This window comes from Micromonospora sp. DT201, assembly GCF_049841575.1.
Lineage (GTDB): Bacteria > Actinomycetota > Actinomycetes > Mycobacteriales > Micromonosporaceae > Micromonospora.
In genome coordinates, this window is the sequence record NZ_JBNCKP010000018.1 from 24,640 (window position 1) to 38,812 (window position 14,173).

At 70.4% G+C, this 14,173-nt stretch carries 12 protein-coding genes; 4 read left to right on the forward strand and 8 right to left on the reverse strand.

The features are described 5' to 3' along the window. Positions 1–95: 95 nt before the first annotated feature. The 7 genes from ACLQ28_RS25315 to ACLQ28_RS25345 form a co-directional block, all read right to left on the reverse strand. A complete protein-coding gene (locus ACLQ28_RS25315) occupies positions 96–839 on the reverse strand; it encodes an MBL fold metallo-hydrolase (protein ID WP_425688767.1) in 744 nt (247 codons plus the stop codon). 224 nt (positions 840–1,063) lie between these two features. After that, positions 1,064–2,029, reverse strand: coding sequence for a PLP-dependent cysteine synthase family protein (locus ACLQ28_RS25320; RefSeq protein ID WP_425688768.1), 966 nt, complete (start codon positions 2,027–2,029; stop codon positions 1,064–1,066). Positions 2,030–2,040: 11 nt separating this feature from the next. Next, positions 2,041–2,436, reverse strand: a complete 396-nt coding sequence (locus ACLQ28_RS25325) for a MoaD family protein (protein WP_425688769.1) — start codon at positions 2,434–2,436, stop codon at positions 2,041–2,043. A gap of 67 nt (positions 2,437–2,503) precedes the next feature. Next, positions 2,504–2,992, reverse strand: a complete 489-nt coding sequence (locus ACLQ28_RS25330) for a Mov34/MPN/PAD-1 family protein (RefSeq protein WP_425688770.1) — start codon at positions 2,990–2,992, stop codon at positions 2,504–2,506. 52 nt (positions 2,993–3,044) lie between these two features. Continuing rightward, the gene (locus tag ACLQ28_RS25335) at positions 3,045–3,539 is read right to left on the reverse strand and encodes a DUF2017 domain-containing protein (protein WP_425688899.1); all 495 of its coding nucleotides are present in this window, start codon (positions 3,537–3,539) and stop codon (positions 3,045–3,047) included. 2 nt (positions 3,540–3,541) lie between these two features. Continuing rightward, positions 3,542–3,832: an ATP-dependent Clp protease adapter ClpS gene (clpS, locus tag ACLQ28_RS25340; protein ID WP_139583456.1), complete on the reverse strand. Its 291-nt coding sequence runs from the start codon at positions 3,830–3,832 to the stop codon at positions 3,542–3,544. Positions 3,833–3,980: 148 nt separating this feature from the next. Then, positions 3,981–5,540, reverse strand: coding sequence for a hypothetical protein (locus ACLQ28_RS25345; RefSeq protein ID WP_425688771.1), 1,560 nt, complete (start codon positions 5,538–5,540; stop codon positions 3,981–3,983). Between the two features lie 198 nt (positions 5,541–5,738). On the opposite strand from ACLQ28_RS25345, the gene ACLQ28_RS25350 reads away from it, so the two are divergent. Genes ACLQ28_RS25350 through ACLQ28_RS25365 form a run of 4 tightly spaced genes read left to right on the forward strand, consistent with a single transcriptional unit; the run spans position 5,739 to position 11,656 of the window. Further along, positions 5,739–8,417 (forward strand): LuxR C-terminal-related transcriptional regulator, encoded by a 2,679-nt coding sequence (locus ACLQ28_RS25350; RefSeq protein ID WP_425688772.1) that lies wholly within the window; start codon positions 5,739–5,741, stop codon positions 8,415–8,417. A 16-nt stretch (positions 8,418–8,433) separates the two neighbouring features. Next, entirely contained in the window at positions 8,434–9,720 is a 1,287-nt protein-coding gene (locus ACLQ28_RS25355; protein ID WP_425688773.1) for a nicotinate phosphoribosyltransferase, read from the forward strand. A gap of 51 nt (positions 9,721–9,771) precedes the next feature. Further along, positions 9,772–10,353 (forward strand): isochorismatase family protein, encoded by a 582-nt coding sequence (locus ACLQ28_RS25360; RefSeq protein ID WP_425688900.1) that lies wholly within the window; start codon positions 9,772–9,774, stop codon positions 10,351–10,353. Positions 10,354–10,393: 40 nt separating this feature from the next. Continuing rightward, positions 10,394–11,656 carry an MFS transporter gene (locus ACLQ28_RS25365; RefSeq protein ID WP_425688774.1) on the forward strand — a complete coding sequence of 421 codons (1,263 nt, stop codon included), beginning with the start codon at positions 10,394–10,396 and terminating at the stop codon, positions 11,654–11,656. A 654-nt stretch (positions 11,657–12,310) separates the two neighbouring features. Here ACLQ28_RS25365 and ctaD read toward each other — a convergent pair. Then, on the reverse strand, positions 12,311–14,068 hold the full coding sequence (gene ctaD / locus ACLQ28_RS25370) for a cytochrome c oxidase subunit I (protein ID WP_425688775.1): 1,758 nt from the start codon (positions 14,066–14,068) through the stop codon (positions 12,311–12,313). Positions 14,069–14,173 lie beyond the last annotated feature (105 nt).

Here is a 14,173-nt window from a genome sequence, read left to right on the forward strand (position 1 = left end):
TGCCACGGGTGCGACAGACGACCGTCCGCTGACCGGCCGGCGAACACTACGGCACAACACCGCGGCCCGGCCCGCCCCAACCGGGACGTGGTGGGTCAGATGTCGTAACTGGCGCCGGGCCGGGCCACGTCGATCGATCCCGGGTACGCGGTGGCGGCCGACTCCAACGTGTGTGCCTCGCTGCCCCAGGCGGGCACCAGGTGGGTGAGCAACAGCCGACCCACCTGGGCCTTGGTCGCCGCCTCACCGGCCTCCCGGCCGGTCAGGTGCAGATCCGGCGGATTGTCCATGCCGTCGAGGTAACTAGCCTCGCAGAGGAAGACGTCGGCGTCCTGGGCCAGCCGCAGCAGCGCCTCGCAGGGCGCGGTGTCCGACGAGTAGCACAGCGAGCGGCCCTCGTGCTCCAGCCGCACCCCGTACGTCTCGACGGGATGGTTGACCCGGTCGACAGTGACGGTGAACGGGCCGATCGGGAAGGTGCCCGGCTGCAGGGCGTAGAACTGGTAGACGTCCTCCACGGAGCCGTCGTCGCCGTACGCGGCACTGAGCCGGTCCGGCGCACCTGCGGGCGCGTAGACGGGCAGTTTCGGGTAGGGGCCGTCCGGGGCGTACCGGCGCACCACCACATACAGAACGGCGTCGAACATGTGATCACAGTGCAGGTGAGTCAGCAGGATCGCGTCCGGGGCGTGCAGTCCCGCGTACCGCTGGAGGCTGGACAGCGACCCTGAACCGAAGTCGACCAGGAGCCGGAAACCGTCGGCTTCGACGAGGTAGGCCGAGCAGGGCGACTCGGGGCCGGGAAAGCTGCCGGCGCTTCCAAGGACGGTCAGTCGCATCGAGTTGTCTCGCTGTCACTGTCAGTAGCATTCGTGGCGGTCGTCGCCTCAGCCATGATCTCTACCGACGCGTACGTCACGCTGCGCAGCCTACGCTGGGGTGCCTGGCAGCAAGAATCATCCAACCGAAGTTGTCACGAACGTGACACGTGCTCACGGCGCGGCGGGCCGCCTACGGGCCGTCGACGCACATCGACGGCCCGTACACGAAGAGACCAATTCGGTCAGGCCCAGAGCTGCCCCTCCAGGGCGTCCTCGGCATCGGCGAGCGTGCCGCCGTACGCGCCGGTGGACAGATACTTCCACCCGCCGTCACACACCACGAAAGCCACGTCGGCCCGCCGACCGTCACGGACCGCCTCGTGCGCCACCGCGAGCGCGGCATGCAGGATGGCGCCGGTGGAGAATCCGGCGAAGATGCCCTCCACCTCCACCAGTTGGCGGGTACGCAGCACCGCGTCCCTGGTCCCGACCGAGAAGCGCCGGGAAAGCACCGAGGCGTCGTACAGCTCCGGCACATACCCCTCGTCGATGTTGCGCAGGCCGTAGACCAACTCGCCATAACGCGGCTCGGCGGCTACGACCTGAATGCCGTCGACCTTTTCCCGCAGGTAACGCCCGGTGCCCATCAGGGTGCCGGTGGTGCCGAGCCCCGCCACGAAGTGCGTGATGGTGGGCAGGTCGTGCAGCAACTCCGGCCCGGTCGTCTCGTAGTGCGCCCGAGCGTTTGCCTCGTTGCCGTACTGGTAGAGCATCACCCAGTCGGGGTGCTCGGCGGAGATCTGCTTGGCGGTGGCGACCGCCTGGTTGGAACCACCCGCCGCCGGCGAGAAAATGATCTCGGCCCCGTACATCCGGAGCAACTGGACCCGCTCGGTGGAAACATTCTCGGGCATCACACAGACCAGCCGGTAGCCGCGCAACTTGGCCACCATCGCCAACGAGATGCCGGTGTTGCCACTGGTCGGCTCGAGGATCGTGTCACCCGTCCGGAGCCGACCGGCCTCCTCCGCCGCCCGGACCATGAACAGCGCCGCGCGGTCCTTGATGCTGCCGGTGGGGTTCCGGTCCTCCAGCTTGGCCCAGAGCCGCACCGGCGGAGCCCCGTCAGGCACCATCGGGGAGAGCCGGGGCAGGCCGACCAGCGGCGTACCCCCGCAAGCGTCCAGCAGGCTGTCGTACCGCGCCATGGCGGCCGACCTCAGCGAGCCGCGACGGCGGCGCCGTGCGAACTGATCGCCGCTGCCGCGGCGCCGTGCGAGCTGATCGCCGCTGCCGCGGCGCCGTGCGAGCTGATCGCCGCTGCCGCGGCGAAGCCGAACGCGCCGCCGGCGACGGCCGGCAGGATGGTGACGCTGTCGCCGTCGGAGAGCTTGGCGTCCAGCGCACCGAGGAAGCGCACGTCCTCGTCGTTCACGTACACGTTGACGAAGCGGTGCAGCGTGCCCGCCTCGGTGATCAGCCGGCCGCGCAGGCCGCCGTGCCGGGAGTCCAGGTCGGTGAGCAGATCGGCGATCGTGTCGCCGGTGCCGTCGACGACCTTGGCGCCGCCGGTGTAGCTGCGCAGGATGGTGGGGATGCGAACTTCAATGGCCATGATGTCTAGCTCCTCGATCGGGTGTGCCTACGGGTGACGTGACGAGACGGGTGCGGACGCTGACGGATCAGCGGCCGGAACACTCGTAGTCGACAGTCGCCGGGCTCTGCCCGAACATGTAGGACTGGACGGCATGCGGGTCGACGCCCGCCTCCACGACCCGGACCGGCTCCTCGGTGATCACGCCGTCGACGATCCGGAACGACCGGATCTCTTCCAACTCGGGGTCACGGGTCGAGACGAGCAAATAGTGCGCGCCCGGCTCACCGGCAAAGGAGACATCCGTCCGCGACGGGTACGCCTCGGTGGCGGTGTGCGAGTGGTAGATGACCACGGGCTCTTCGTCCCGGTCGTCCATCTCGCGCCACACCCGCAGATGCTCCATCGAGTCGAACTCGTAGAAGGTCATCGACCGCGCGGCATTGTCCATCGGGATGTGCCGGGTCGGGGTGTCGCTGCCGACGGGACCAGCGACCACGCCGCACGCCTCGTCGGGGTGATCCCGGCGCGCGTGGGCGACGATCGCGTCGATGATCGACCGGTCGATGCTCAGCACAGGCACCAGCCTAACGCCTGCCGAGCACAGGTCGAAGTGGTGACGGTCACGCTTAGTCGATCAAGGCGTTGAGCAGCGACTCCTGCAAATACCCGAGGTACGCGTAGACCGAAAGCTGGAACACCCGGCTGGAGGCCGGGTCCTCAGCGACCGCGTCGTCCAGCTCCTCGCCCAGGTCCGTGCCGTCCTTGATCTCCAGCCGGACGCCCATCGCGAGCCGGGCGTCGTTCAGCGCCCGCAACCACGCCTCGGCCGTTTCGGCGTCCAGCCGCACCTCGCCGCCAGCGTCGTCGGGCAGCGCGGCCAGGATCGCCCCCGCCTGATCGATCTTCGCGGTCTTCAGGTCGCCCTCGGTGTAGCGGCGGAACTCGGCGGTGTCGGGCGCATCCTTCGGGTAAACCGCCGGAAAGAGCCGACCGACGACCGGGTCGGTGTGGTCGAAGCCATCGGTGAGCAGGCCGACCACCTCGGAGGCGACCTTGCGCAGCACCCGCACCTCGTCGACGGCGAAGTTGGCGACATAACGGCCAGCCTGACGATGGAACATGCTCACGATTTGTCCACCGTCGCCCACAGCCCATACGCATGCAGCTGCGACGCGTCGTGCTCCATCCGCTCCCGGGCACCGGTGGAGACCACGGCGCGGCCCTTGTGGTGCACGTCCAACATCAGCTGCTCGGCCCTTTCCCGGCTGTAGCCGAAAAGCTTCTGGAAGACCCAGGTCACGTACGTCATCAGATTGACCGGGTCGTCCCACACGATCGTCACCCATTGCCGGTCAGCCGCCGGCACCTCGTCAGTGTCCGGCGTCTCGACCGGTGCAACCTGTGGAGCCGCCATGCCCTCCATCGTGCCACCGGTTTCCCGGAACCGAGGAACCGGAACGCCGGCCCGGCGCGGATCGCCCATCCCGGGCACCCCTGAACCACCCCGGACGCCCTCGGAGGCGTGGGGCGGAGCAGACCCGGACCGGGAGGTGGTCACGCCGTCACGCGAGCAGGATGCCGTGATCGACTGCATCGGAGAGCACCGCGCCCAGCGAGAGCCGGATCACCTCGAACCGTCGGGAGACCTCCCGGGACAACCCCAGCTCGACCTCCCGCACCGCGCGTTGGGACCAGGCCCGCGCTGCGCTGTGGTCGTCCTTGCCGGGCGTACGCCACTGCTGCCAGCACCCGCCGGATAGCGCCACCGCGACTGGTGGGAGCACCTCGTCGCGGGACGCCGTCGGATAATTGGCGAGGGCGTCGATCGCCTCCGCCCCGGTCAACCCGGCCACTCCGGCCGTGCTGGTGATCAGCAGCACCTTGTCCAACTCGTGACCGGGCCGGTGATCGGCCAGGCCGTACTGCACGGCAGTGGCGATCCGCCGCAGCACTCCTTCGGCCGGTGGCGCGGCGAGCACCCGGGCCGCGGCGTCGGCCACGATGCCGCGCACCGCCTGGTCGCACTGCGCGGTGGCCAACAGCGACAACGCCGCCATCTCCCGGTCCAGTAGATCCGGTAGGCCCGCGCAGCCGACCCCGAACACGATCTCCTGAACTGCGCGCAGGTGGATCTTCGCCAGTTCCAGTGCGAGGTGCTGGCGGATCCGCTGAGCACACGAGCGGGTGAGCCGGTCGAGTTGCTCGGACCAGGCCCCCGGATCGGCGGCCACGGCGACCCGGCCCTGCTGGCCTGGCAGCACCGGAGGGTCGACGCTGGCTCGCTGCAACCCCTCCTGCGACGACCAGCCCACCAGTGCCCGGCGCAGATCGGCGATGGAGTCGGCAGCCGAGTCGGCGCTGGCCGGGAACCACCGCGCGCCGGCCAGCGCTGGCACGGCGGCCAGCAACGCCGCTCGGTGTGCCGCCACGGTCACCGCGACCGCGTCCACTTCTGTCGACTGACCCTGGACCGACGGGACGGACGCCCCCGCGTCCTCCGTTCCCGCGGTGCCGTCGGTCAGCGGCGCCCAACCGGCCGCGCCGGGGGTAACCGCGAAGACGACCTCCACCGGGGTCGGGGCGACCTCGGCAAGCAGGTTCAGCTCAGCGGCGGTGAACGCCTGATCGGCGGCGATCACGAAGAGCAGCGCACCGGCCCGGCCCACCGCGTCGAGCAGCACCCGCTTGCCAGCCACCCCAAGCGTGGCGGTGTCCGGAACGTCGATCAGAGTGAAGTGCCGCAGCAGTGGCTCGGGCACGGTCAGCTCGACACGCCGAGGCGGACGGGCCAACGCAGGGCCGGCGGCGTGCCGGTCCGCGCCGTACGAGTGCGGCTGGCGGTAACCGGGCACGAACGCCGCCCGAGTGGGCACCTTGGCGTCTCGCACCACCAACCAACTGCCCGACGGCACGGTGAGCATGACCGGGTCGAGCCCGAGCAGCCGGGCGAGCACGGTGCGCCGTTCGGCACCGGCCGGGCCGACAGCGACCACACCGAGTGGCTCCTCCGGGGCAGGCGCGGTCACGCCGATCTGGGTGGGCAGCGGGCCGCCGCTGGGCAGGTCGGTCGGGCCCACGATGTCATCCGACGAGTCGACTGAGGGGAGAGGGCCCTGCTTCATCAGGTGGCCTCCCGTGGCAGGCGACCGGACACCCGGTCGCGTGGGAATTCCGGTAATAGGAACCCGGATGCCGGAAGAGTACGGGCGGGCCGATGACCAGGAGGAACACTTCGGATACTCAGCGGTAATTGTGCGGCTACTCAACTTCGTTGGGTGATGGTGCGGGCGCGGACGGATCCCGATCGATATGCTGCGCGCATGAGTCGATGGAAGTTCGTCGGCCGGACCGACGAGCTCAACCGCCTGCTCGCGGCGGTGACCGGCGAGGCTGGCCGTGGGCTCTTCTTCAGTGGCAGCGCGGGCATCGGCAAGAGTCGGCTGCTGCGCGAGGGCGTGAGCGCGTTGCCCACCGAACGGTTCGCGATCTGGTCCATCGCGGCCAGCGCAACCACCGCCGCGCTGCCGTTCGGCGGGCTGGTGCAGGTCCTCCCCGCCGAGCAGCCCCAGGGCCTGTCCCCCGCCGGGATCCTGCGCTGGGCGCTCAACGTGCTGCAACAGCAGGCAGCTGGCCGACGCATCGTGCTCGCCATCGACGATGCCCACCTGCTCGACCCGCCCTCGGCGGCGCTTGTGCACCTGGTCGCCCGCACCGAGAACGCCACAGTGGTCGGCACCCTGCGCGACGGCGAGCAGATTCCCCTGCCGATCCGGGCACTCTGGACCGACGATCTCGTCGAGCACGTCGAGCTGACCCCGATGCCGCACGCGGACACCGCTGGCCTGCTGGCGGCGATCCTGGGCGGCCCCGTCGACGCCGGCTCCGCCGACCGGCTCGGCCGACTGTCGGCAGGAAATCCGCTGATGCTGCGGGAGCTGGTGCACGCCGCCAACGGCAGCGCCGAGTTGAAACGCACCTACGGGATCTGGAAGTGGACCGGGCGACTGGAGCTGGCACCCAACCTGACCGACCTGATCGACACCCGGGTCGGGAAACTCACCGACGGCGTCCGCGCGGTCGTCGAGCTGGTCGCGTTCGGCGAACCACTCGGCCTGCACCTGCTCAAGCAGGCCGCCGACCAGTCGGACGTGGAGACCGCTGAGGAACGCGGGCTGATCAGTGTGGTCCAGCACGACCGGCGGACCAACGTCCGGCTGGCTCATCCGCTCTACGGCGAGGTGATGCGCCGCCGCTGCCCGGTCAGCCGCACCCGCCGACTTCAGGCACACCTCGCGGAGCTGCTCGAGCAGGTCGGCAAGCGCCGACGCGACGACCTGCTGCGGGTCGCGGTCTGGCGACTCGACTCGGGCACCGCCCAGGACCCGGCCCTGTTGGTGGACGCCGCGGTCCAGGCGTTCACCCGTTATGACGTGCCGCTGGCGACCCGCCTGGCGCGCGCCGCGTTGAACGCCGATGGCGGCTCCGACGCGGCGGAGCTGCTGGCAACCATCCTGATGTTCGCCGACCGGCCCGAAGAGGCGATCGAGGTCCTCGACGCGGTGACCCCCGACCCGGGCGACGAGCGGCGGTTCTGCCGCTGGCTGACCGTGCGGGGGATGGTCAGCTACTGGGGGCTGAGCCAGGAGTCCACGGTGGAGGAGATCGCGAGCCAGGTCGAGCAGCTCAGCGACTCCGCCGACCGGTCCCGGGTGCACGCCTTCGAGGCGATCATGCGCCTGCACCGACTGGACACGACCACCGCGGTGCGGCTCAGCCAACGCGTACTGGACCGACCGGCGGCCGGCGTCGCCGCCCGCGAGCTGGCCCGCTGCACCATCGCGTACGTCCAGGCCGCGCAGGGCCAGCTGAACCACAGCGGTACGGCGATCGCCCAGGTGCATTCTGCGGTAGCCAACTGGCGCACCGACATGCCGTACCTGCAACTGGCTCTGGAGCTCGCCCGGGGCACCCGGCTCATGCTCACCGGCGACCTGGCCGGGATCGACGCGATCGTGGCCGACGAGTTCGCCGACCTCGCCGGCGCCGGTGACTTCCGGCTCGGCACCGGCTACCTGGCCATCCTCCAGGCGTACGCGGCCCGGCTGCGCGGGCAGAGCGACGCGGCCATGCGGACCTCGCTGGGTGCCTGCGCGGTGCTGGCCACCAGCCGGGTCTACGCCGGCCTGGCCCAGGCCGAGCGCGCCCAGTCGGCGGCGCTGCGCGGTGACGCCGTGCAGGCCGCTGCGGCGATGGCCGAAGCGGACCGCACCCATGCACCGGGTATGGCGGTGCTCTACCCGTGGCTGGAGCAGGCCCGGGGCGCGACGCTCGCCGCGTCGGGTGACCTGCCGGGCGCGGTCAAGCAGCTCAGCGACCTGGTGGACCGGCTACGTTCGGACGGCTTCGCCGGGCACGAGGTGCACGTCCTGCACGACCTCGTCCGGCTGGATCAGGCTGGCATGCCGATCGGGCCCACCTGCTCCGATGGTGGCCGGCGCACCGTGGCGCAGCGCCTGGCCGAGCTCTCCGAGCGGGTCGACGGGGTGCTTCCGCCGCTGCTGGCCCGGCACGCCCGCGCCGCGGTGACCGACTCCGCGGCGGATCTGCTCGCGGTCGCCGACGACTACGCCGCACTGGAGTTGACCGTGTACGCAGCCGAGGCCACCTCCCAGGCCGTGCAGCGGTTGCGCCAACAACACTCGGCGGCGGCCAACGATGCCCGGGAGCGCCTGGCCGGCCTGCTCGGGCGTTGTGACCTGATCCGGACGCCAGCCCTGCAGGCGGGCGCGCCGGTGCTCACCGAGCGGGAGTGGCAGGTGGCCCGCCTCGCCGCGCACGGCGCTTCCAGCCGGGCCATCGCCGAACGCCTCTACCTCTCGGCCCGCACCGTGGAGAATCACCTCCAGCGGATCTACGCGAAGCTTGGCGTGACCGGCCGGGCCGAGCTGTGGGCCGCGCTACGCGCGATCCCGGGCCACGACGGCGGCGACGCAGACTGAACCTTAGGCTGGGGCGGTGAGCATCAACCGCCCCGCGCTGCTGACCGACCACTACGAGCTGACGATGGTCAGCGCGGCACTGAAGGACGGCACCGCCGACCGCCGGTGTGTCTTCGAGGTGTTCAGCCGTCGGCTGCCGAGCGGCCGGCGGTACGGCGTGGTCGCCGGCACGGCCCGGCTGCTCGAACTGATCCGCGACTTCCGGTTCGACCCGGCGGAGGTCGACTTTCTGCTGCGGACCGGTGTGGTCGACGAGGCGGCGGCGGCCTGGCTCACGGACTACCGCTTCACCGGCGACATCGACGGGTACGCCGAGGGCGAGCTGTTCTTCCCCGGTTCACCGATCCTGACCGTCTCCGGCGGTTTCGCCGAATGTGTGGTGCTGGAGACGCTGGCGCTCTCCGTGCTCAACCATGACAGCGCGGTGGCCGCAGCGGCGGCACGAATGGTGACCGCGGCGCGGGGTCGGGCGCTGATCGAGATGGGGTCGCGTCGGGCGCACGAGGAGGCGGCGGTGGCGGCGGCGCGGGCCGCGTACCTGGCCGGCTTCCGGTTCACGTCCAACCTCGCCGCCGGCGCGCGCTATGGCATCCCGACGGCGGGCACGGCGGCGCACGCGTTCACCCTCCTGCACGACGACGAGCGGGCGGCGTTCGCTTCGCAGGTCGCCACGCTGGGCAAGGAGACGACGCTGCTGGTCGACACGTACGACATCAGCCAGGGCATCCGCAACGCGATCACGGTGGCCGGGCCGGAGTTGCGGGCGGTTCGGATCGACTCGGGTGACCTGGCGGTAATCGCCCAGCAGTCGCGGGAGCTCCTCGACTCGCTGGGCGCCACCGAGACCAAGATCATCGTTTCCGGCGACCTGGACGAGTACTCGATCGCCTCCCTGGCCGCCGAACCGGTGGACATGTACGGCGCTGGCACGGCCGTGGTCACCGGCTCCGGAGCACCGACCGCCGGGCTGGTCTACAAGCTGGTCGAGGTCGAGGGACGGCCGGTGGTGAAGCGCTCCGAGCACAAGGCGACCATCGGCGGCCGGAAGGTCGCGGTCCGCCGGCACAAGCCGACCGGCACCGCCACCGAGGAGATCATCGTCCCGCAGGGCGTACCGGACCGGCAGCCCAACGACCGCATGCTCCAACATTCCTTCGTGGTCGCCGGCGAGCCGGTCTCGCTGCCCACCCTCGACGAGTCGCGGGAGCACCTGCGCGAATGCCTCATCTCCATCCCCTGGGAGGGGCTGAAGCTCTCGGCCGGCGACCCGGCCGTGCCGGTCACCGTCGTACCCGCTGGCTGAGCTCATCGAGGACCGCCACCGCAGACCGACCATGAGGAGATGGACCCCCCAATGGCCAACGCGCTGATCATCGTGGACGTGCAGAACGACTTCTGCGAGGGCGGCTCGCTGGCCGTCGCGGGCGGTGCGGGGGTGGCTGCGGGCATCTCCCGGCTGCTCGCCGCCGAGCCAGAGCGGTGGGCGCACGTGGTTGCCACCAAGGACTACCACGTCGATCCGGGTGCGCATTTCGGCGATCCGCCGGACTTCGTGGAGTCCTGGCCCCGGCACTGTGTGGTCGGCACGAGCGGCTCGGAGTTCCACCCCGAGCTGGACGCCGGTCGGGTCGAGGCGATCTTCCACAAGGGCGAGCACGCGGCGGCGTACTCCGGGTTCGAGGGGCACGCCGACGACGGCGAGTGCCTGGCCGACTGGCTGCGCCGGCACGACGTGGATCGGGTCGACGTGGTCGGCATTGCCACCGACCACTGCGTCCGGGCGACCGCGCTGGACGCCGCCCGGGAGGGTTTCACCACCACCGTGCTGCTCGAGTTGACCGCCGCCGTCGCTCCGGCGACTACCGACGTGGCACTACGTGCGATGGACGGCGCCGGGGTGACCTTGCACGGCCAGCCTGTGATCAGGGCCGCATGAGCGAATAATTGGTTGGCCATCGGGCCGCCGCCGGTTGAGGATGTCGCCGGAGGTACGGACCCACATGAACATGAAGCCTTACCGGCAGGCGCTCGCCCTGCCCGGCCTGCGGTCGCTGCTGTTGGTTGCCGTCCTTGCCCGCATCCCGCTCACCGCGACCGGGGTGACGCTGACCTTCCACGTGGTGCTCGACCTCGATCGGGGTTACGGGGCCGCTGGCCTGGTCGGCGCGGCCAGCACCGTGGGCGCGGCGATCGGTGGGCCGCTGCTCGGCCGACTGGTGGACCGGCGTGGCCTACGCCCCGTCCTGGTGCTCACTGCCATCGCCGAGGCGATCTTCTGGTCCACCGCTCCTTCGCTGCCGTACTCCCTGCTGCTGCCTGCCGCGTTCGTTGCCGGTTCTCTGGCCCTGCCCATCTTCTCCGTGGTCCGCCAGTCGATCGCGGCGTTGGCCCCCGAGGACCAACGCCGCCCGGCGTACGCGCTGGACTCGATGTCGGTCGAGCTGTCCTTCATGATCGGCCCGGCGTTGGCAGTGGCCCTGGTCACCGCGATCTCCGCACAGACCACCATGTACCTGGTCGGCGGCGGCATCGTCGCAGCCGGGATCGCGCTGTGGCTGGTCAACCCGCCGATCCGCGGTGCCGAAGAGCCCACCGGGCCACAGCGCCGCGTGCCTCGCCGGGAGTGGTTGACGCCCCGCCTGCTCGCCGTGTTGGCGCTCAGCGCAGCCGCGACCCTGGTGCTCGGAGGCACCGACGTGGCGGTGGTAGCTGTGCTCCGGGCCAGCGGCGAAGTCGGCTGGACCGGCGCGGTGCTAGCCATCTGGGCGGTCGCCTCGCTGGTCGGCGGGTTCGCGTACGGGGCCGTCCACCGGTCGTTCTCCCCGCTCACACTGACCGCTGCCCTCGCCCTGTGCACCATCCCGGTCGGGCTGGGCGGTGCGCACTGGTGGCTGCTGTGCCTGGCGCTGATCCCGGCCGGCGCGCTCTGCGCGCCGACCATCGCCGCCTCCTCCGACGCGGTCAGCCGCCTGGTCCCGGCAGAGGTACGCGGTGAGGCGATGGGCCTGCACGGCTCAGCCGTCACCGTCGGCATCGCCGTCGGCGCGCCGCTCGCCGGCGCGGTGATCGACGCCAGCACGCCGCTCTGGGGCTTCGTGGTCACCGGCGCGCTCGGCGCGCTGGTCACCCTCGTGGTGCTCCCGATCGAGCTACGCCGCCGCCGCAACGCGGCAGCGACAGCGGCAGCAGCGGCCCCACCGCCGCCCGTCGAGGCGGATCTCACCCCCGCTGCCCGCTGACTCGCTCTGTCCCCGAGGCACGGCCCGGCCGGCGCGGAGGCCGGCGCGGAGGCCGGCGCGGAGGCCGGATCAAGCAGGGCAGACTCCCGGACCGTCTCTCCGATAAGCGTGATGAACGGCTCGCGACCAGCCAATGATCGCCGCGACGTGCGCTGGCGGGCAAGCGGGCCGGCGGGCAAACGGCCAAGCCGCCAAGTGCCGGGGTAGCCGGGGCGGTCCCGGCTTCGGTCGGCGTGCACCTCGATGAGCGGTATACCTGTGAGTCATATTTATGACTCACAGGTATACCGCTCATCAGGAGCATCGCTTGTGACCAGGCCGCGCGAGCCCGGACCGCGCCGCAAGGCCAGTCCCCACCGTGCAATGCCAGGCCAGGCAGGCAATGCCCAGGCCGGGCATGGCTGGCCCGCGGAAGGCCACGCCGCGCACGGCCTGGCGGCGCGAGACCACGCCGTGCGAGACCACGCCGAACTTGCGGCCTGACCAGACCCGGCACGGCACGGCCCGGCCAGGCACGGCCCGGCGGGCAGGGTGGGATCGAGCTGGACCAGGCTCGGCCCGCACTATGCCGGCCGAAGCCAAACCTGACAGGGCGACGGGCGCCGCTCCCGGTGGTCCCGGGGGCGGCGCCCGTCGTACAGCCGAGCTTGTGCGTCAGTGCCGATCGATGTCGCTTGCGATGTCCTCGCGGTAGCTGGCCCCGCCGTCCGACTCGCTGGTGAGCGGCTTGGAGCCGCCCTCCGGCGGGCCGGCGAGGCTCTGGCCGGCGGCCAACTCCGGGAACTTCGCGTCGAACGCCGGCCGCTCGGAGCGGATGCGGGGCATCCGGTCGAAGTTGCGCAGCGGCGGCGGGCAGCTGGTCGCCCACTCCAGCGAGTTGCCGTGACCCCACGGGTCGTTTACCTCGACCACCGGGCCAGTCTTGTACGACTTCCAGCAGTTGTAGATGAACGGCAGCGTGGAGATACCGGTGATGAACGCGCCGATCGTGGAGATCGTGTTCAACGTGGTGAAGCCGTCGCTGGGCAGGTAGTCGGCGTACCGGCGGGGCATGCCCTCGTTGCCGAGCCAGTGCTGCACCAGGAACGTGGTGTGGAAACCGATCATGGTGAGCCAGAAGTGCACCTTGCCCAGGCGCTCGTCGAGCATCCGGCCGAACATCTTCGGGAACCAGAAGTAGATGCCGGCGAAGACCGCGAACACGATCGTGCCGAAGAGCACGTAGTGGAAGTGCGCCACGACGAAGTACGAGTCCGACACGTGGAAGTCGATCGGCGGGCTGGCCAGCAGCACACCGGTGAGACCACCGAAGAGGAAGGTGACCAGGAAGCCGACCGCCCAGAGCATGGGCGTCTCGAAGCTGATCTGGCCCCGCCACATCGTGCCGATCCAGTTGAAGAACTTCATACCGGTCGGCACCGCGATCAGGTAGCTGAGGAAGCTGAAGAACGGCAGCAGCACCTGACCGGTGGCGAACATGTGGTGCGCCCAGACGCTCATGGAGAGCGCGGCGATAGCGACGGTCGCGGCGACCAGACCCTTGTAGCCGAAGATCGGCTTACGGGAGAAGACCGGGATGACCTCGCTGATGATGCCGAAGAACGGCAGCGCGACGATGTAGACCTCGGGGTGCCCGAAGAACCAGAACAGGTGCTGCCAGAGCATCGGCCCACCTGTTGCCGCGTCGTACACGTGTGCGCCGAGGATGCGGTCCGCGGCGAGCGCGAACAGCGCCGCGGCCAGCAGCGGGAAGACCAGGATCACCAGAAGGCTGGTGACCAGGATGTTCCACGTGAAGATCGGCATCCGGAACATGGTCATGCCGGGCGCGCGCAGGGTCAGCACCGTGGTGATCATGTTGACCGCGCCGAGGATGGTGCCCAGACCGGAGATGGCCAGACCCATGATCCACATGTTGGCGCCGACGCCGGGCGAGTGCTCGACGCTGCTCAGCGGCGCGTACGCGAACCAGCCGAAGTCAGCGGCGCCACCCGGGGTGAGGAAGCCGGCGGTCGCGATCGTGCCGCCGAACAGGTACAGCCAGTAGGCGAAGCTGTTCAGGCGGGGGAAGGAAACGTCGGGCGCGCCGATCTGGATCGGCACGATGTAGTTCGCGAAGGCGAACACGATCGGCGTCGCGAAGAACAGCAACATGATCGTGCCGTGCATCGTGAAGAGCTGGTTGTACTGCTCGGGCGACAGGAACTGCAGCCCGGGTCGGGCCAGCTCAGCCCGCATGATCAGGGCCATCAGGCCACCGATCATGAAGAACACGAACGCGGTGATCATGTACATGATCCCGATTTGCTTCGCGTCCGTGGTTCGCAGCAGCCGCGCGATGGCCGACCCCTTGACCGGCTCCCGGACCGGCCAGGGCCGGGTCACGACCGGCTTGGGTGCGACGGTGGTCACGAGTGGCCTCCGGTTCTCGGTTGTCCCGCTCGGCACACGCTGGTTATCGGCGGGCCGTCATCCGCAAGGAGGATAGTCCCCGGCAGGCCGCAGCACCGCGTGGGG